General features: G+C 68.9%; 19 protein-coding genes, 1 tRNA gene and 1 pseudogene. 8 read left to right on the top strand and 13 right to left on the bottom strand.

All coding sequences use genetic code 11. From position 1 onward, the window contains the following. Nucleotides 1-126: 126 nt before the first annotated feature. Nucleotides 127-348 carry a DUF2200 family protein gene (locus tag B3I25_RS06035; protein WP_286738287.1) on the bottom strand — a complete coding sequence of 74 codons (222 nt, stop codon included), beginning with the start codon at nucleotides 346-348 and terminating at the stop codon, nucleotides 127-129. A gap of 199 nt (nucleotides 349-547) precedes the next feature. Beyond that, nucleotides 548-620, bottom strand: a tRNA-Ala gene (locus tag B3I25_RS06030). Nucleotides 621-766: 146 nt separating this feature from the next. Between B3I25_RS06030 and B3I25_RS06025 the strand changes: the two genes are divergently transcribed. Further along, a complete protein-coding gene (locus B3I25_RS06025) occupies nucleotides 767-1,534 on the top strand; it encodes a LysR substrate-binding domain-containing protein (RefSeq protein ID WP_286738286.1) in 768 nt (255 codons plus the stop codon). A 10-nt stretch (nucleotides 1,535-1,544) separates the two neighbouring features. Here B3I25_RS06025 and B3I25_RS06020 read toward each other — a convergent pair whose 3' ends face one another. Next, entirely contained in the window at nucleotides 1,545-2,621 is a 1,077-nt protein-coding gene (locus tag B3I25_RS06020) for a mechanosensitive ion channel family protein (protein ID WP_085106457.1), read from the bottom strand. A gap of 170 nt (nucleotides 2,622-2,791) precedes the next feature. Next, nucleotides 2,792-3,829: a magnesium/cobalt transporter CorA gene (gene corA / locus B3I25_RS06015; RefSeq protein ID WP_206478932.1), complete on the bottom strand. Its 1,038-nt coding sequence runs from the start codon at nucleotides 3,827-3,829 to the stop codon at nucleotides 2,792-2,794. A gap of 120 nt (nucleotides 3,830-3,949) precedes the next feature. Here corA and B3I25_RS06010 point away from each other — a divergent pair, with 120 nt between their 5' ends. From B3I25_RS06010 to B3I25_RS06000, 3 genes are all read left to right on the top strand, one after another. Next, a complete protein-coding gene (locus tag B3I25_RS06010; RefSeq protein ID WP_206478931.1) occupies nucleotides 3,950-4,468 on the top strand; it encodes an NUDIX hydrolase in 519 nt (172 codons plus the stop codon). Then, a complete protein-coding gene (locus B3I25_RS06005; protein ID WP_286738285.1) occupies nucleotides 4,465-5,523 on the top strand; it encodes a glycine betaine ABC transporter substrate-binding protein in 1,059 nt (352 codons plus the stop codon). The genes B3I25_RS06010 and B3I25_RS06005 overlap by 4 nt, the downstream gene beginning before the upstream one ends. A gap of 121 nt (nucleotides 5,524-5,644) precedes the next feature. After that, nucleotides 5,645-6,862 (top strand): pyridoxal phosphate-dependent aminotransferase, encoded by a 1,218-nt coding sequence (locus tag B3I25_RS06000; RefSeq protein WP_035965927.1) that lies wholly within the window; start codon nucleotides 5,645-5,647, stop codon nucleotides 6,860-6,862. Nucleotides 6,863-6,978: 116 nt separating this feature from the next. Here B3I25_RS06000 and B3I25_RS05995 read toward each other — a convergent pair whose 3' ends face one another. Both B3I25_RS05995 and xseA read right to left on the bottom strand, forming a co-directional pair. Then, complete coding sequence (locus B3I25_RS05995) at nucleotides 6,979-7,293, bottom strand: exodeoxyribonuclease VII small subunit (protein WP_396415663.1); 315 nt, start codon at nucleotides 7,291-7,293, stop codon at nucleotides 6,979-6,981. A 43-nt stretch (nucleotides 7,294-7,336) separates the two neighbouring features. Next, a complete protein-coding gene (gene xseA, locus B3I25_RS05990; RefSeq protein ID WP_131332518.1) occupies nucleotides 7,337-8,629 on the bottom strand; it encodes an exodeoxyribonuclease VII large subunit in 1,293 nt (430 codons plus the stop codon). A gap of 58 nt (nucleotides 8,630-8,687) precedes the next feature. Here xseA and B3I25_RS05985 point away from each other — a divergent pair, with 58 nt between their 5' ends. Both B3I25_RS05985 and B3I25_RS05980 read left to right on the top strand, forming a co-directional pair. Beyond that, nucleotides 8,688-9,593, top strand: coding sequence for a hypothetical protein (locus tag B3I25_RS05985; RefSeq protein ID WP_286738282.1), 906 nt, complete (start codon nucleotides 8,688-8,690; stop codon nucleotides 9,591-9,593). A 4-nt stretch (nucleotides 9,594-9,597) separates the two neighbouring features. Further along, nucleotides 9,598-10,680 (top strand): 4-hydroxy-3-methylbut-2-enyl diphosphate reductase, encoded by a 1,083-nt coding sequence (locus B3I25_RS05980; protein WP_286738281.1) that lies wholly within the window; start codon nucleotides 9,598-9,600, stop codon nucleotides 10,678-10,680. Between the two features lie 6 nt (nucleotides 10,681-10,686). Here the strand turns inward: B3I25_RS05980 and rmuC are convergent, their stop codons facing one another. From rmuC to B3I25_RS05955, 5 genes are all read right to left on the bottom strand, one after another. Then, nucleotides 10,687-11,889, bottom strand: coding sequence for a DNA recombination protein RmuC (gene rmuC, locus B3I25_RS05975; RefSeq protein WP_286738280.1), 1,203 nt, complete (start codon nucleotides 11,887-11,889; stop codon nucleotides 10,687-10,689). Nucleotides 11,890-11,959: 70 nt separating this feature from the next. Beyond that, the gene (locus B3I25_RS05970) at nucleotides 11,960-12,571 is read right to left on the bottom strand and encodes a response regulator transcription factor (RefSeq protein ID WP_058955245.1); all 612 of its coding nucleotides are present in this window, start codon (nucleotides 12,569-12,571) and stop codon (nucleotides 11,960-11,962) included. Further along, nucleotides 12,568-13,908, bottom strand: coding sequence for a sensor histidine kinase (locus B3I25_RS05965; protein ID WP_286738277.1), 1,341 nt, complete (start codon nucleotides 13,906-13,908; stop codon nucleotides 12,568-12,570). Before B3I25_RS05965 ends, B3I25_RS05970 begins: the two co-directional genes overlap by 4 nt. Next, nucleotides 13,905-14,666, bottom strand: a complete 762-nt coding sequence (locus B3I25_RS05960; RefSeq protein WP_286738276.1) for an ABC transporter permease — start codon at nucleotides 14,664-14,666, stop codon at nucleotides 13,905-13,907. The genes B3I25_RS05965 and B3I25_RS05960 overlap by 4 nt, the downstream gene beginning before the upstream one ends. A 58-nt stretch (nucleotides 14,667-14,724) precedes the next feature. Further along, nucleotides 14,725-15,648: an ABC transporter ATP-binding protein gene (locus B3I25_RS05955; protein ID WP_286738275.1), complete on the bottom strand. Its 924-nt coding sequence runs from the start codon at nucleotides 15,646-15,648 to the stop codon at nucleotides 14,725-14,727. Nucleotides 15,649-15,784: 136 nt separating this feature from the next. Between B3I25_RS05955 and ychF the strand changes: the two genes are divergently transcribed. Further along, nucleotides 15,785-16,888 carry a redox-regulated ATPase YchF gene (ychF, locus tag B3I25_RS05950; RefSeq protein ID WP_286738274.1) on the top strand — a complete coding sequence of 368 codons (1,104 nt, stop codon included), beginning with the start codon at nucleotides 15,785-15,787 and terminating at the stop codon, nucleotides 16,886-16,888. Beyond that, nucleotides 16,885-17,304 carry a hypothetical protein gene (locus B3I25_RS05945; protein ID WP_286738273.1) on the top strand — a complete coding sequence of 140 codons (420 nt, stop codon included), beginning with the start codon at nucleotides 16,885-16,887 and terminating at the stop codon, nucleotides 17,302-17,304. Before ychF ends, B3I25_RS05945 begins: the two co-directional genes overlap by 4 nt. A 132-nt stretch (nucleotides 17,305-17,436) precedes the next feature. Here the strand turns inward: B3I25_RS05945 and B3I25_RS12420 are convergent, their stop codons facing one another. Together B3I25_RS12420 and B3I25_RS05940 are read right to left on the bottom strand one after the other, a co-directional pair. Next, nucleotides 17,437-17,667 (bottom strand): recombinase family protein, encoded by a 231-nt coding sequence (locus tag B3I25_RS12420; protein WP_414672696.1) that lies wholly within the window; start codon nucleotides 17,665-17,667, stop codon nucleotides 17,437-17,439. Nucleotides 17,668-17,716: 49 nt separating this feature from the next. Beyond that, a pseudogene (locus B3I25_RS05940) lies at nucleotides 17,717-18,009 on the bottom strand (IS3 family transposase); the annotation flags it as partial. Nucleotides 18,010-18,132 lie beyond the last annotated feature (123 nt).

Here is an 18,132-nt window from a genome sequence, read left to right as displayed (position 1 = left end):
GTCGCTCGGCGCGAACTCGCGGAGCATGTCGACGGCGACGCCGCTCGCGTTCTCCGTCTCTCCACCGAAGGGCTCGAAGCCGGTCACGAGGATCTTCATGGGCTCACAGTATCCGCGCGCGGCGGGTCAGCCTCGGAGGATCTTCTCCATGGCAGGGGCGTCGGTGAAGGAGGTCTGGAAATCGACGTCGTTTTCGAGCTGGCTCCGCAGCTTCTCGGGGGAGTATCCGGTGAGCCAGCAGATGATCTGGTCCACCTCGTCCTTGGTGCGGCTCTTCTTCCCCGCCTTGGTCACGTAGTGCGGGTACACGCTGGCGACGCTCGTCGTGTAGCTGCGGTGCTGGGGCATGGGGCCCTTCTGCCGGGGGCAATGGGTGGAGATGCACGTGTGTCCCGAAAAGACATGTCCTTGGCGAATCGCATGTCTTCACGGGGCACAGATGTTCGCGACGGTCCGGCGGCCGCGCTCCCGACTCCATCGATCGGGAGCGCGGCGCGCGGACAGCAAAGATCCCGTGCCCTTCCGGACACGGGATCTGAGAAAAATGTGGAGCTTAGGGGAATCGAACCCCTGACCTTTTCATTGCGAACGAAACGCTCTACCAACTGAGCTAAAGCCCCGAACAACAGGGAACACTCTAGCCCTCCGCGCCGGTTTTCGCACATCCGCGCGCCACGAAGCCGTACGTATCGCTCGGATGGGCCTGCACGCCCAGCTTGGACAGGCCCGGACATGGCGCACGCACGGGTGCACTTAGGGTGGGAGCATGGCCGCAGCGGACACCCCGACACCCCCCTCTGAGCCCGCGGAGCCGGGCGCGTTCACCGTGGGGTACGTCCCCGGTGTCATGCCCGGCAAGTGGTTCGGCCGGTGGCGCGAGCGCAGGATGCACCCCGAGCTGCGGGACGTCCTGGTCCCGGCCGCGGAATGGCGCTCGGCGCTCCACGGCGCCGCCGTCACTGCGTGCTTCGTCCGGCTCGGCTGGGCGCCGGGGGATCCTTCGCTCGAGGACTTGCGGGTCACCCACAATGCGGTGCACCTATACGACGAGCTGCAGGTGGCGGTGCTGAGCACCGACGACCTCCTGACCGTCCTCGACTCCCTCACCCTGGCGCAGCTCACCGAGGAGTCCACCCCGCAAGCGCACGCCGACATCGACGACGCCGCCATGGCCGTCGAACTCGCCGCCGCCGGCGTGGGCCCCGTGGTGCTGCCGATGTCCGTGGCGCGCCTGCATGCCCGCAAGGACGTGACCTTTAGAGAGCTCACGGACGCCCCCACCGTTCCCGTGGTCCTCGTGTGGCCTCGCGGCCTGGATGACGAGGGCGAGGACACGGTGCAGCGGTTCGTGGGGATCGTGCGTGGCCGTAAGGAGTCCAGTGGCAGGGAAGCGCCGCGAGACGGCGGCCGCACCAAGGATGGGGCCCGTGACAGGGACAGGCGAGCAGCGTCATCGGCGGGGAAGCGTAGTGCGGCGAAGCCGGGACGCGGGCGGCCCTCCCGGGGTGGGGGAGTCCGCCGGAAGCGGAGCTGACGGCCCGCGCTCAGCCGTCCCCGCGGCGTTCTGCGGACGTGGTTCCCTCGCCGGACTCGTCGCGGCTGGGGGTGCGGCCGTCCGGGGTGTGGCTGTCCACGTCCACGGGTTCGGGGCGCACCGGGGTGGTGCGCAGCTTGCCGGTCGTAGGCACACGCGGCACGGGGAAGGACGTGGTGGGTGCTTCTCCCTGTGTCTCGGGCTCGGCCCCCGTGCGCACCGTGACCTGGTTGGTCAGCGGGATGCGCAGCCCGTCCCGGTCGAGCATTTTTTTGATCCGCACCCGCATCACGCGGGCCACGTCCCACTGCTCGAGGGGAGCGGTTTTGACGGCCAACCGGATCGTGATGCTCTCACCCGAGATGTTCTCCACACCCCACACCTCGGGGTCCGCGACGATGCTGGGACCCACGTCCGGATCGTCACGCACGAGCCGGGCTTCGTGTTCGATCATGTCCGCGATCAGGTCGATGTTGGTGTCGTAGGGCACGGGGATGTCCAGAACACAGCGGGCCCAGCCCTGGGACTGATTGCCCACGCGCAGGATCTCGCCATTGCGCACGTGCCACAGGGTGCCCTTCACGTCCCGGACCTGGGTCACGCGCAACCCCACGTTCTCCACGGTGCCCACGGCCTCACCGAGATCCACGGAGTCACCGATGCCCAATTGGTCCTCCGCGACCATGAAGATCCCGGAGAGGTAGTCCTTGACCAGGGACTGCGCACCGAAGGACAGCGCCACGCCCGCGATGCCCGCGGAGGCGAGCACCGGGCCGATGTTGTACCCGAGTTCCGAGATGATCATGAGGATCGCGATCGCCCACACCGCCACGGTGGACACGGACGAGAGCACCGCTCCGATGGTCCTGGCCCGCAGGCTCTGGCGTTCGGATGCCAGCCCCGCGTCCTGCACCCAGCGGGCCTGGCCGTGGTCGAAGCGCTTGATGATCCGCGATTGGGTGCCGCGTGCAATCCCCCGGGTGATCTTGCGGATCAGTAGGCGCACGAGCGCGGAGACCACCACGGCGCCCAGCAACACGAGCACCACGCGGAACGGTTTGTCGAGCCAGAATTCCCAGTTGTCCATCCCCGCCAGGGTAATGGCCCGGGATGCGTGCCCGCTCAACGCGGAGCGGGAGCGGCCTCCGAGAGGGCCGCCGGACGACGTCGCCCGCGGACGTCACCCGCCGACGTCGCCCCCGGACCGTCCCACCGTGCGGCCCGTCCGCGCCCCAGCGAACCGACGCGTTGCGCGCGTCACAACCAGTTCTTGACCTTGAATACCGCGTAGAGCACCACGGCCACGAGCAGCATGAGGCCCAGGGACATGGGGTAACCCAGGCGCCAGTCGAGCTCGGGCATGTGGGTGAAGTTCATGCCGTAGATCGAGCCCACGATGGACGGCGCGAAGAGGATCGCCGCCCACGAGGAGATCTTCTTCATCTGTTCGTTCTGCTGCATGGCGGCCTCGTTCTGCCGCGCCGTGGTGAGGGTGGAATCCACGCTCATGGCATCGGTGAGCGAGGCCCGCATGGATTCGAGCTTCCCGCTGACCTGGATCACGTGATCCAGCACGTCCCGCAACCGGTGCTGCAGTTCCTCGTGCGTACCGTACTTGGTGAAGCCCGTGAAGTAACGCTGCATCACGTGGCTGAGCGGGGCCACCCCGCGGTGGAAGTCGTTGATCTCCCGGGCGAGCTCGTAGATCCGCTGCGAGACGTTCGGCTGCCCGGCGAACAGGGCGTCCTCGATCTCGTCGATGTCGTTCTCGAGACCGTCGAGCACGGGGAAGTAGTCGTCCACGATCTGGTCCAGCAACGCGTACAGCACGCCGTCCGGACCGAAGCACAACAGCTCCCGGTCCTCCTCGACCCGCTTACGAACCCGCCCCACGCCGCTGGACTCGGAGTGACGGATGGTGATCACGAAATGGGGTCCGGTGAAGATGTGGATCTCACCGATCTCCACGGTCTCGGTCGCGTCCTGGTAGACCGCCGGGCGGATCACGGTGAACAGCGTCTCGCCGTAGCGTTCCATCTTGGGGCGCTGGTGCGCCTGGACGGTGTCCTCGACGGCGAGCTCGTGCAGGTGGAAGTGCTCGGCGAGCGAGCGGACCTCGTCCGGTTCGGGCCGGTACAGCCCGATCCACGCCACGACCGCGTCCCCGCTCTCGGACGCGGAGGGCTCCCCGGGATGCTCCAGCATCCGCTGCAGCAGGTCGTACGTCTCCTCGAGGGACCGGGGCGACTCGACCCTGCGCCCGTTGCGGTAAATGGCGTTCTCCACGATGCTCACCCGGACATTATGGGCCCCGCCCGCGCGTCGCACCGACCGCACCCTGCCGTGCCCGCACCGCCCCGGGGAAACCGGTCCGCTGTCAGGGGTCACCCGGAACGCGTCAGTAGACTGGCGCTCATGAGCAAGCCGTTCGATTCCCGCGTGGGCGCCTATGCCCTGATCACCCGCGACGAGCACGTGCTGTTGACGCACTGGAACCCCCGCCACCCGGGGTTCGACGGCGCGTGGACCCTTCCCGGCGGCGGCATGGAACCGGGGGAGCAGCCGGAGCAGACCATGATCCGGGAGGTCTTCGAGGAGACCGGTTTCCACGTGGAATCGGATGGCCTGGTGGGCGTGCACAGCTACTGGATGACCCCCGAGCAGCGCCTGGACGGTCAGCCCCGTGGCAATCACGCGTGCCGCGTCCTGTACACCGCCCACGTCACGGGCGGTGACCTGGCGGTCGAGCAGAATGGTTCGTCCGACGACGCCGCGTGGTTCCCGATCGCACGCATCGACTCCCTCAAGCGCCTGGACCTCGTGGACCAGGGCCTGCGACTCTCCGGGCTCACGAGCGCCGTTGCGGACCCGGACACCCCACCCGAGGACATCCCCGAGCAGGACGTGGCCACCGAGCCCGGCCGGGACCGGTGAGTCACGGGGTGCGGCTGCGCGCCGTCGCCGCGCTCGCGAGCGGCGCCCTCCTGCTGAACGCGTGCGGCGCGGGTGGCGGGACCGGCGGGCCGGACACGGAGACGGCGAGCCAGGCGTCGCCGTCGAACGCCACGGGGGAGCCCACCGTGAAGATTGCGACCGGCGTGGACCTGCAGACCCGCGTGCTGGCGCACCTGTATCAACAGCAGCTGGCCGCGGACGGGATCACCGCGAGCGTGGTGGACGTGGGGACCACGCGCGAACAGATCGTGGACGCCCTGCAGGCCGGCCACGCGACCATGGTCCCCGACTTCACCGGGGATCTGTACGTGTACACGCGGCAGAACGAGCGGCCTGCCTCGCCGCAACCGAGTGCGAACCCCTCGTCCACACGTTCCCCCACCCCGGACACGGGCGCCCCGCGCGGGCTGCTGGACTCGCTCGGGCAGTTGCTCGGCATCACGGGGGAGACCGGGCCGTCCGACGACGACGTGTACCGCGCCCTGCCCGGGGCACTGCCGCGCGGGCTGACCGTGCTCGATTCGTCGTCCGCGCAACGTACGGACCGCGTGGTGGTCACGGCCGCGACGAACGCGCAGTTCAACCTGGAGGGCCTGAACACGATCGGGGAGCACTGCCCCGAGATGGCCGTGGGGATGGCCCGAGGCTACGCGGACAGCGCCCAGGGAGAGCGCGGGCTGAAGGCCTATTACGACTGCGCGCCCAAGGCGGCGCCGGAGTTCGCAACCACCGGTGAGCTCGTGAATGCTCTGCTGAGCGACGAGGTGCAGGCCGCGGTGCTGCGTTCCTCCGAACCCGCGATCGACGACGACGGGCTTGTGGAACTGGACGATCCGAACCGACTGTTCCGCCCGGAGCGCGCGGTGGTGCTCAGCTCCGAGGGCATGGACGACCGGGCGGTGGCCTCGGCGAACGCGGTCTCGGCAGATCTCACGTCGGAGGACCTGACGACCATCACCCGGCTCGCGGGCGGGTCCGATCCCGCGATGAGCCCCGAACAGACGGCGACGTTCCTACGCGAGCAGCCGCGCTGACGTGATCCGAGAAGTGCTGACGTGCGACGGGAGGCAGCGAGCGACGCCGTGGGCCCTTGAGCCGTGGAGCACCGCCGCGTGCCGACCGAATCGGGATGGGGGCGCCGAGTATGGTGACCCCATGGCTAAGGTGAAACAGTCCGACAAACTGAAGAACGTCCTCTACGACATCCGCGGGCCCGTGCTCGAGCAGGCGGAGAAGATGGAGGCCGCGGGTCAGCGCATCCTGCGCCTGAACATCGGCAACCCCGCACCCTTCGGCTTCGAGGCACCGGACGCCATCCTGGTGGACATGATCAAGAACCTGCCGAACGCGCAGGGCTACTCGGACTCCCGGGGCATCTACTCCGCGCGCACCGCGGTGGTGCAGTACTACCAGACGCGCGGGATCATGAACCTGGACACCGACGACGTCTACCTGGGCAACGGTGTCTCCGAGCTGATCACCATGACCCTGCAGGCACTGTGCAATCCGGGCGACGAGATCCTCATCCCCTCACCGGACTACCCCCTGTGGACGGCGTCGGTGGCGCTGTCCGGCGGCACGCCCGTGCATTACACGTGCGACGAGGAGAACGGGTGGAACCCGGATCTCGAGGACATGGAATCCAAGATCACCTCGCGCACCAAGGGCATCGTGATCATCAACCCCAACAACCCCACGGGTGCGGTCTACTCACGCGAGACCCTGCAGAAGATCGTGGACCTGGCCAAGGAACACGAGCTCATCCTGTTCTCGGACGAGATCTACGAGAAGATCACCTACGACGACGCCGAGATGATCAACACCGCGTCCCTCACTGGTGAGGACGTGCTGTGCCTGACGTTCTCGGGGCTGTCCAAGGCCTACCGGGTGGCCGGCTACCGCTCCGGGTGGCTCGCGATCACCGGACCGAACTGGCGCGCGGAGTCCTACCTGGAGGGCATCAAGCTGCTCGCCAACATGCGTATGTGCGCCAACGTGCCCGCACAGCACGCGATCCAGACGGCGCTGGGTGGATACCAGTCGATCAACGACCTCATCCTCCCCGGCGGGCGGCTCAAGGCCCAGCGGGACATCGCCCACCGCAAGCTCAACGAGATCGACGGCGTCACGTGCGAGCAGGCCCGCGGTGCGCTCTACCTCTTCCCCAAGCTGGACGTGGAGAAGTTCGGGATCGTGGACGACGAGCGGTTCGCCCTGGACCTGCTCAAGGAACAGAAGATCCTGCTCAGCCATGGCACCGCGTTCAACTGGGGCAAGCCGGACCACTTCCGTCTGGTCACGCTGCCCGCGGTGGACATGCTGGACACCGCACTGGATCGACTCGGCGAGTTCCTCTCCGGGTACCACCAGTAGCCGGTTCCTGACCCCGACCACGGTCCGGGCGACGTCCCGCCACGGGGTGACGTGGCCGGGCCGCTCCGCGGTTTACCGGTGACCGGACTCCACTGCGTCCGTCCGCCGACGGCGCGTCAGTCCTCCGACGCCGCCTGCTCCCGGTTCTCCTCGCGCCGGGCGCGGGCGGCGTCGAGGCGTTCGCGGGCGCCGTCGAGCCACTGCTCGCAGCGGGTGGCCAGGGCCTCGCCCCGTTCCCACAGGTGGAGGGACTCCTCGAGGGTGGTGCCCCCGGCTTCGAGCCGGGCCACGGTCTCCACGAGCTGCTCGCGGGCCTGCTCGTAGCTCAGACCGTCCACGTCCGAGAGATCGGGGCGGGTTCCGGCCGAGCCGCCGAGGCGGGAATCGTCCTGTCCGGTGCTGGGCTGCTCGCTGCTGTTCTGCTGTGCCACGGTGTGTCCTTCCGGTGGGGTCGAGGAGATCGAAGGGCGGGGTTCAGTGGTCCCCGGGCTGGCGGTTGGTGCGGGAGGTAACATTCACCCCGAGTTCCCCGGCGGCCAGGCGCACGGTGAGGTCCTGCCCCTCGGAGGCGTCGCGTGCATCGGTGAGGACCGAACCGTCCGGGGTCTGCACAACCGCGTAACCGCGCTCCAATGTCTGCTGCGGGGACAGAGCACGCACGCGGGCGCGCATCTGGGCCACCGTGTCCTGCGCTCGCACGGTCTGGGCGTTCACCGCGGACCACGCGCGCGAACGCCAGCGATCCAGGTCCTCCTCACGGACCAGGATCATGGAGTCCGGCTGGGCCAGGGAAGGCCGGGACCGCATGGTCTCGAGCCCCTGGTGTTCGCGCTCGATCATGGTGGCCACGGCACGGTCCAGGGCTCCGCGCGCCTGGGCAATGCGAAGGCGTTCCTCGTGCACGTCCGGGACGATGCGTTTGCCCGCATCCGTGGGAGTGGAGGCGCGCAGGTCTGCGACGTAATCCAGCAGCGGTTGGTCGTTCTCGTGACCGATCGCGCTGACGACCGGCGTGTGGGCGGCGAACACCGCGCGCAGCACGGATTCGTCGCTGAACGACAACAGGTCCTCGAACGCGCCCCCGCCGCGGGCGATCACGATCACGTCCACGGCGTCCATGGCGTCGAGTTCCGCGAGGGCTTGGACCACGGCGCGCGCCGAACCGGCTCCCTGGACCGGAACCTCGCGGATCTCGAATTGCACACCCGGCCACCGGTTGGTGGCGTTGCGCACCACGTCCTTCTCGGCATCGGAATTGCGCCCGGTGATCAACCCGACCCGGTGGGGCAGCACCGGGAGAGGTTTCTTGTGGGCGGGATCGAACAGACCCTCTTCCGCGAGCGCTCGCCGCAATCGTTCGAGGCGTTCCAGGAGGTCCCCCAGACCCACGGGGCGGATGTCCCGCCCGATCATGGACAGCCGCCCGGTCTTGACGTACAGATCCGCCTTGAGGTTAACGATCACCCGGGAGCCCCGTTCGAGGGGGCGCTCCAACCGGGACATCTCCGCCTTGAACATGGTGACGCTGACCGAGACCTCGTCGTGGAGGTCGCGCAGCGTCACGTAGGAGACGCGGGCGCGGTGGTTGACCTCGATCACCTGACCCTCGACCCAGGCCGCAGGTGCGCGTTCGATCCACCCATGCAGCCCGTGCGACAGCTTGCTGAGCGGCCACGGATTCTCCGGGGTGGTGTCCCGTGCCAACCGGGGCGTCTCGGCGGGGCGTTCCGGTGCGCCGGTGTCTTCGCTCGGGGGCCACGTACTCATGGGACATAAGTATCACCCGACGGGGACACGCACAGCCGGTTCTCCGTACATTGGAGTCGTGAGCTCATCTCCGTCATCCCGTCCCGCGGCGCTGCTGCGCAGCCTGTGCGCCGCCCTGTGCGCGATCCTGGCCGGTGCGGGGTTCGCCGCGTGGCTGGGGCTGACCTGGATCCAGGACCATCTGCTCTCGCCCTCGGGGTTCCAGGACACCGCGGCGGCCGTGGTTACCGAGACGACCTTCCAGGACGAACTCGTGCGCACCGTCCTGGACCGCGCGACGTTCAACGCCCTGAGCGACGTCGAGGTCGGGATCGAACCCGTGGACCAGGCCATCGAGCGGGTCCGGGAAACGGCGGTCACCGCCGCACAATCCTGGCTCACCGCCCCCGAGCAACAGGGGACGTGGATCCAGGTCCTGCAGGACACCCACGACGCGAACGTACCCCTGAGCGCCGATTCCGCGGACGCGCCCGAACACCTCGTGGTGGACGCCACCGCGTTGGGCGCCGCCGTGGATCACCAGGTCGAGGACGTCATCGGGATCTCCCCGGGGATCGCCCGCAACGATCTGACCATGACGGTCCCCGGTGCCGAGACCGGTCGCGTACTGGACGCCCTGGTGTGGCTCGCCCAATGGCGGTATGCGCTGCCGTGGCTCGTGGGGTTGCTCGCGGTGCTCGCCGTGGTGGTCAGCCCGCGGCGGTGGCTCGCGATCGCCGGGGTGGGCCTGGCCGGTGTGTTGTTTACCGGTGTCCTACTCGCCATGGTGCTGTGGGCCGCGAGCTCCGTGGTGGACGCGTCCGGTGTGGAACCCGTGGCGCACCTGGTCACGGAACAGATCATCACTCTGCTGCGAGAATCCTTCGTGGGACGCAGCGTCACGGGCATGATCGGTGCCGCGTGCGTGGCCCTGGTGGGTGTGATCGGCGCCGTGGTGCGCTCCCGTATGGTCACTTACCATTAAGGACATGTCCACTGTGGTTGACCTGTCCATGCCCACCGTTCCCCGGGTTCGTCGCACCCCCCAGGAAATTGCCGACGCCGCTCCGGTCACCGGAGAGCGCAAGGTCCTGTTGGCCGCGCCGCGCGGATACTGCGCGGGCGTGGATCGCGCGGTGATCGCCGTGGAGAAGGCGCTCGAGCACTACGGTGCCCCGGTGTACGTGCGCAAGGAGATCGTGCACAACAAGCACGTGGTCCAGACCCTCGAGGAGCGCGGTGCGATCTTCGTGGAGGAGACGGACGAGGTGCCCGAGGGCTCCCTGCTGGTGTTCTCCGCCCACGGGGTGTCTCCGGCCGTGGTGCAGTCCGCCCACGACCGCAACCTCCACACCATCGACGCCACGTGCCCGCTCGTGACCAAGGTGCACCGCGAGGCCGTGCGCTTCGCCAAGAGCGACTACGAGATCCTGCTCATCGGCCACGTGGGCCACGAAGAGGTCGAGGGCACGTTCGGGGAGGCCCCCGAACACATCCAGATCGTGAACTCCCCGGAGGACGTGGACAGCATCGAGGTCCAGGACCCGGACAAACTCGTGTGGCTGTCCCAGACCACGTTGAGCGTGGACGAGACCATGGAGACCGTGAACCGGTTGCGTGCCCGGTTCCCCAACATGATCGATCCCCCCAGCGACGACATCTGCTACGCGACCTCCAACCGCCAGGCGGCGATCAAGGAGATCGCCCCGCAAGCGGACCTGGTGATCGTGGTGGGCTCGGCTAACTCGTCGAACTCCGTGCGCCTCAAGGAGGTGGCCCTCGAGTACGGGGCCCGGCGCGCCGAACGCGTGGACTTCGCCCATCAGGTGGACGAGTCCTGGTTCGAGGGTGTCGCAACCGTCGGCGTGACCTCCGGTGCTTCGGTTCCCGAGGTTCTCGTCCGCCAGGTCCTGGACCTGCTCGCCGAGTACGGCTACAGATCTGTGAAGGAAGTGGAGACCGCCCAGGAGGACATCCTCTTCTCCCTGCCCAAGGAACTGCGCGCCAAGCTGGCCCAGGACGGGGACACGTCCCGTCGGTTGGGCGGCCGCGGGGCCAAGCCCACCCGCTGAGCCGCGTCAGTCCTCCACGAATTCCGTGGCCGTCAGCGGCCGGGGGACCGAGTCCACGGGTTTGGTGTCCAGGGCATCGGTTCCCGTGCTCGTGGGATCCAGTTCGGCGATCTTCCGGGCCGAGGGCAGCACCCGTGATTCCAGCGACCCCACGAGTTTGTTGTACCCGTCCACGGAGCGCCGCAGTGATCCGCCCATGTCGGACAGGTGCTTGCCCACCGAGCCCATCCGGTCGTAGAGCTCCCGGGACAGTCGGTACAGCTCTCGCGCGTTGTCCGTGAGGGTGGCCTGGCGCCAGCTAAATGCCACGGCTTTCAGGGACGCGAGCAGGGACACCGGTGACACCAGGGCCACGTTCTGCTGCGCGGCGTAGTCCAGCAGGGAGGCGTCCGCGTCCAGCGCGGCGGCGAGGGCGGACTCGACGGGCACGAAGCACATCACGAGTTCGGGGGAGCTCTCCTCCGCGGACCAGTACTTCTTGGAACCCAGCGTGCTCACGTGCGAGCGGAGAGCCTTGGCATGGGCCGCGAGTAGCTGGGCCCGACGAGTCCCGTTCTCGGGGGAGCCGTCCGCGGGGACGGCCTGGGCATCCAGGTAGGAGTTCATGGGGGCTTTTGCGTCTACCACCACGGACTGTGCACCCGGGAGGTTGATGACCATGTCCGGGCGCTGCACCCCCGAATCGGTGGTGCGGACGGCCTGCTCGGTGAAGTCCACGTGGCGGATCATCCCGGCGGCCTCCACCACGCGGCGCAGCTGCATCTCGCCCCACGCCCCGCGTGCCGTGGTGGAGCGCAGGGAGGACTCCAATGACCCGGTGGCCTGAAGCAGCTGCTGGTCCGTGGTGCGAGCGGCCTCCAGCGCCTGGGCCACGGCGCCGAACTGCGCGGCGCGGTCCCGCTCCAACTGGTTCACGTGGCGTCCCACGGAGGAGAGCTGCTCGTTGAGCGGCGCCAGGGCACGCATGACGTCCTGGTCCTGCACGGCTCGAGCCTCCAGGGACTCCACCCGCTGCTCGAGCTGCTCCGCGGCCGCCCGGGCGGAGGCGCCGTCCTGCAGCGCGGCAATCCGCTGCTCCTGGGCCTGTTCCAGCTCGGTCTCCAGCGCCGTGGACTTCTGATGGGCCAGCACGTACCCCAGCACCACACCCACCACGAGGGCGAACAGCGCCCACAACCACCACACCTGAGCCATCACCGAAGCGTCCATGCGCTCACCATGACAATTCCGTCTGACACGCATAAGCGCCCCGGCGGGGCTCGTCTCCGGATCCGGAGGGCTACAGCCACCCGTTGCGCGCGGCGACGGCCACCGCCTCGGTCCGGTTGGCGGTTCCGGTCTTGCCGATCGCCGAGGACAGGTGGTTGCGCACCGTCCCCGCGGAGAGGTGCAGGGCCCGCCCGATCTGCCCCGCCGAAGCCCCGTGGGACGCCTCGCGCAGCACGTCCTGCTCCCGCGGGGTCAGGGGGTTCGGCCCGGCCAGCAGGGACTTCTCGGCCAGCGCCGGGTCGACCACGCGCAGCCCCGCGTGCACCTTCCGGATGGCCTCCGCGAGCTCCGCCGCGGGGGTGTCCTTGACCACGAAACCGGACGCCCCGGCGTCGAACGCGCGCCGCAGGTAGCCGGGGCGGTCGAACGTGGTGACCATCAGGCACCGCGTCCCGCGCCCGGCGGCCACGATCCGCTCGGTGGCCTCCAGGCCGGTGAGGCCGGGCATCTCGATGTCCAGCAGGGCCACGTCCACGGGGAGCTCCCCGGCAAGAGCGACCGCCTCGGCGCCGTCGGCGGCCTGGGCCACCACGGTGATGTCCGGTTCCAGGTCTAGCAGGGCGGCCAGTCCGGCGCGCACGAGGGCCTGGTCGTCCGCGATCAGCACTCGGATCTCGGTCATGCCCGCCTCACCTCCACGATCGTGCCGCCCCGGGGATCCCGCGCGACGGTCACCTCGCATCCCGCCGCCCGTGCCCGCTCCTTTATGCCGCGGATGCCGTTGCCCTCTCGCAGCTCCGGTTCGGCGGCACCGCCCCCGGTGCTCGCCTCGGGTCCGGAGCGCGATGACGTCGCCTCACCGCGGGCCCCGGCACGCACCGGCCGCGGCGTGTCCGGGCCGACAGGCCCCACCCCGTTCCGATAGGGAGCATCCGCCGCGGCGTCGTCGGGGCGCGGGCGGCTCGTTGAGGGCGCCCCGCCGCCCGGACGAGCGGCGGTGTCGGTTCGCGCTGAGTGGTGAGTGGAGGCACCCGCGGCCCGTGCGCCGTCGTCCGCGATGCGAAGCGACGAACCGGTGAGCGTCACGCGGCAGTGAGCGGCGCCCGAGTGGCGAACCACATTGGTCACGGCCTCGCGCAGGATCCATGCGAACACGGAACGGGTGACGGCGTCCAGGGGCGGGACCGAGGACGGCAGGTGCGGGGTGATCCCGGCGGCGCGCAGGGCCGCGCGTGCCTGGACGAGCTCGACGCCCAGATCCAGGTCGCGCAGCCTGCCCACCGTGGAGCGCACGTCGGTGAGGGCTTCGCGAGACAGGGCCAGGACGTCGTCGAGTTCGGCGACGGCGCGGCGCGGGTCCGTCTCCACGAGACGCTGGGCGAGCTGGGTCTTGACGGTGATGACCGTGAGGGAGTGGCCCAGGATGTCGTGGACGTCCCGGCCCACGGCCTCGCGCTGGCGGGAGACCGCGAGCTCGCGGGCCAGGCGCTCGTGGGTCTCGGAGCGCTCCACGGCAAAGCGGGAGAGCAGGATGATCAGTCCGGACGGGACCAGGCCGAACAGCGGCCAGAACCACTGCTCCCGGGGGAGCAGCATGAGCAACGGCACCAGGGCCGCCACCTCGATCAGGAGCGAGGCCAGGATGCCCTGGCGCAGGGGCAGCCGGAACGCGCACACGGCCACGAAGAACGGTGCCGTGTAGGTCATGCCCCACGGCGAGGCCGGCAGCAGCAGGGTCAGCGGCACCAGCAGGACCGCGCACCACAGCACGGCGTTGCCCAGCACGCTCAGGTACGGAAGCAGAATCTGCCGGATCCAGGAGACCGTGTAGAGCCCGGCGAAGAGCGCCAGTCCGAGCAGTCCCAGGGCCCTGGCCCAGATCGGCTCGTCATTCTGCAGCAGTGCCGCGGCGGGAATGACGAGGAACACGAGCCAGACGGTGGCGAACAGCAGGTCGGACCAGTCGTGCTCGGGCTCCTCGGTGCGTGGGCGCGGGGCGGTCCCTGTGGGGGCGCTCATCGGCGGGCCGTGGAGGTCCGGGCGGCCAGCAGCGCGATGATCCCGAACACGGCGGCCCAGGCCACGGCGTTGACCACGAGCCACAGCAGGCTGTCGGTCTGCGGGGCACCGCCCATGGTGGCCACCTCACCTTCGGTCACGGGATAGCGGGCAATGCCCACGATTCCATACATGGGGGTGAAGCGGGCGACGGTCAGCATCCCGCCGGAGAGCGGCATGAACACGTTGCCGAAGAACGCGAACACCACCAGGGCGCCGGAGGCGGCCCCCACGGCGGTGTCCGAGCGGAAGATCAGGCCCGCGGCCAGCCCGTAGAACGCGAACACCACGGAGACCACCACGCACAGCACGGCAGCCAGTGCCCAGCGCCAGAGATCGTCCATCGAGGCATTGGTGAACGCCCCCGCCAGGAACACGATGACCACGGGCAGCACGGCGATCAGCAGAGCCACCGCCACCTTGGTGGCCGCGTAGCCGCCCGTGCCCATGGGGGTCAGGGCGAGCTGCCGGCCCCAGCCCTGCAACCGTTCCACGGCCGCGCCGGCGGAGATGGCGGTGGTGGCGGTGACGGCCCCGTAGACGGCCATCGACACCATCACGTACGCGGAGACGTTTCCCCCGGGCAGGCGGGCGTCGGACCAGCCCTGCACCGCGCCGAACAGGATGAACAGCACGGCGGGCAGCAGGGCCACGAACACCAGGTTGGGGATCGAGCGGAGGTTCCGCCGCACGTCGTGGGCGGTGTAGGTCAGGGACATGACGGTCTCCTCGGGGTCGGGGTGCGGTTCAGGGGATGTGAGCTACGGGCGTGCGGGCTCACGCGGCGTCGTCGTGCCGGACCAACGCCGCGAACGCCTCGTCCAGGCCGCCGCGGGAGATCTCCAGGGCGCTCGCGGGGGTGCGGGTCAGCAGCTCGCGCGCGAGGGCGTCCGCGTCCTCGGTGCGCAGGTGCACGCGGGACTCCGAGCGGCGCGAGACGGTGGCGCCCGCGAACTCGGGCACCGGCTCGCTGGCCGGCCACACGAAGGACACGGTGTGGTGCCGGGACGTGGAGCGCAGCTCGTCCACGGAGCCGTCGAACGTGACGCGCCCGGCATCCATCAGGACGATCCGCTCGGCAATGTCCTCCGCCTCCTGGAGGTAGTGCGTGGCGAACACGACCGTGAGTCCGCGCTCGGTCTCGGCGCGCATCGCGTCCCAGAACTCGGTGCGGGACTGCACGTCCATGCCCGCGGTCGGCTCGTCCAGCACGAGCAGCTCGGGGCGCGGGAGCAGGGCCAGGGCAAAGCGGACCCGCTGCTGCTGTCCGCCCGAGCACTTGGCCACCTTCCGGCGCGCGAACGACGCCGCCCCCGCCCGTTCCAGCGCCTCGTCTACGGGCAGGTGGTCCGGGTAGAGGGACGCGATCATGGTCACGGTCTCGCGCACGCTCAGGTCCGCGAGCAGCCCGCCCACCTGCTGCACCGCGCCCACCTTCCCGTGGGCCACGGCCGCGCGCGGGCGCTCGCCGCACACGCTCACCGCGCCGGAGGTGGGCTCGCTCATGCCGAGTACCATGTCCAGCAGGGTCGTCTTTCCGGCGCCGTTCGGCCCCAGCAGGGCGACGACGCCGCCGCGCGGGATCTCCAGCGAGACTCCCTGCACGGCGCGGACCGTCTCGGAGCGGGTGCGGAAGGTCTTGACGGCGCCCTGCACCTGGATGGCGGGGGAGTGGGGCTGCGGTGGGTGTGTGATGTTCATGGGTCCAGATTCCCGTGCGGCGGGTCGGCGCTGAACTGCTGATTGTCACGAGTGGGGCGTGACATGTGTCAGGGGTGGGGTGGGCCGCGGAGTCGCGTGGCGGCGTCGTCGGGCGGCCCCGGTAAGATGGCGGACCGTGGCTCTTACTATCGGAATCGTCGGTCTGCCGAACGTCGGAAAATCAACCCTGTTCAACGCGCTCACGCGCAACACGGTGCTCGCCGCGAACTATCCGTTCGCGACCATCGAGCCGAACGTGGGCGTGGTGAACCTGCCGGACGAGCGGCTGGAGAAGCTCGCGGAGCTGCACGACTCGCAGAAGATCGTGCCGGCCACGGTGTCCTTCGTGGACATCGCGGGCATCGTGAAGGGCGCGTCCGAGGGGGAGGGGCTGGGCAACCAGTTCCTGGCCAACATCCGTGAGGCGCACGCGATCGCCCAGGTGGTGCGCGCGTTCGACGACCCGGACGTGATCCACGTGGACGGCAAGATCGATCCCGCCTCCGACATGGAGACCATCAACACCGAGTTGATCCTGGCGGACCTGCAGACGCTGGAGAACGCGATCCCCAAGCTTGAGAAGCAGGTCAAGATCAAGAAGGGTTCGCCCGAGCAGCTCGCGGCGTACCAGGCTGCGGAGAAGGTGCTGGCGGAGGGGCGCACGATCTTCGAGGCCGCCGGGTCCGAGAAGTTGGACACTGACAACCTGCGTGAGCTGAATCTGCTCACCGCCAAGCCGTTCATCTACGTGTTCAACGCGGACGAGGGCGTGCTGTCCTCACCCGAGCGTCAGGCTGAGCTGGAGGCGCTGGTGGCGCCCGCGCAGTGCGTGTTCCTGGACGCGAAGCTCGAGGCCGATCTGGTGGAGCTCTCCGAGGAGGAGGCCCGCGAGATGCTGGAGATGGAGGGCCAGGACGAGTCCGGCCTGGACAAGCTGGCCCGCGTGGGCTTCTCCACCCTGGGCCTGCAGACCTACCTCACCGCCGGCCCCAAGGAGGCCCGCGCGTGGACCATCAACCAGGGCGACACCGCCCCCAAGGCCGCCGGGGTGATCCACTCGGACTTCGAGCGGGGCTTCATCAAGGCGGAGATCGTCTCCTACGACGACCTCATGGCCGCCGGGTCCATGGCCGATGCGAAGGCCGCGGGCAAGGTGCGCATGGAGGGCAAGGAGTATGTGATGCAGGATGGGGACGTGGTGGAGTTCCGTAGCGGATTAACCTCTGGGGCGAAGAAGTGACAGGCTGGCTGGCTGTCGCCGTTCCCCTCCTCTCCGCGACCCTCGGTGCCACCGTCGGCGGCCTTCTTGTGCACCGGCTGACGCTCCAGCGCGAAGCCCTGGGCACCAGGCGCACTCAGCGCGTGGACTTCCTACTGAGCGCTTACCGGCGTCTCATTCGGGCATCTAACCGGGATCGTCTGACCAGAGAGCATCGGGACGACCTGGAAGCGGCCTTCTCAGACATCATGCTGCTGGGCGGTAGGGAAGAGATCGATGCGGCTTCGAAGTTCATGGTCCAGTTCGTGGAGACTAGGGAAGGCTCGCTAGACCCCGTGATTTTCGCTCTGCGCATGAGCCTACGAAACGAAATCGGGTTGGATGACGTCCCAATGCCGCGCCCTTACAACCTGCGGCTCCACCTGGATGACGACTGAGGCCGCACGTCTACCCGACCATGCCTTGCGCCCGACGCCCGTGGTGCCAACTTTCAGGCGACTCCTGACGGAATGGCGTAAGCCCCGCGCGCCTTCACCGCGTCGCTCATGACGCTCCGGCTTACCCCTGCTTCACGGGCCACGCGAGAGAGCGGGTACCCCTGCGGCCACCCGCCGACGAGCCTCCTCCACCTCATCGGCAGTCAGCGCCTTGGGCCGACCTCGATAGACGCCGCGCGCCTTCGCCTGGGCGATGCCTTCAGCCTGGGGCTCACGAATCATCGAGCGTTCAAGTTGAGCCACGGCAGCAAGAATGGTGAGGGTGAACTCCCCGCACGAATCTGCGCTGTCGCCCGCTGTGATCCCTTCCTTGAGGAAGGGGCTGCCGCACGAACAGGTGACAGTTGGGGTGTTAGGCCGCGAGGCTCACGGCTGGGTTCATGATGGTCTCGTGTTCGATGGGGGTTAATCAGCCCAGGCGGGCCTCTGTCGGCGGCGTCGATGATAGGTGCGCTCGATCCAGGTGATGATCCCGATGCGGAGCTCCTCTCTCATCCTCCAGCGCTTGCGGTCCAAGACGTTCTTCTGCAGCAGTGCGAAGAACGATTCCATTGCGGCGTCGTCCCCGGCGGCGCCGACCCGGCCCATGGACCCGACGAGCTGGTGGTGCCGTAGGCGGTGGACGTATCGGCGGCTTCGGAATTGACCGGGTTCAACCGGTGGTTGCAACACCGGCTTGTTGGGTTGATTGTAGGTACTCGTTGAAGGCTTCGGCAGGGGTTCTCCCGCCGGGGGTCTTGCGGGGCCGGTCAAGCCCCGAGAAGTGGT

It is taken from the genome of Kocuria sp. UBA1838 (genome assembly GCF_002338785.1).
In the GTDB taxonomy this organism is placed as follows: Bacteria; Actinomycetota; Actinomycetes; order Actinomycetales; family Micrococcaceae; genus Kocuria; species Kocuria marina.
Note: the sequence above shows the minus strand (reverse complement) of the source record. Positions and strands in the feature narration are given on the sequence as shown.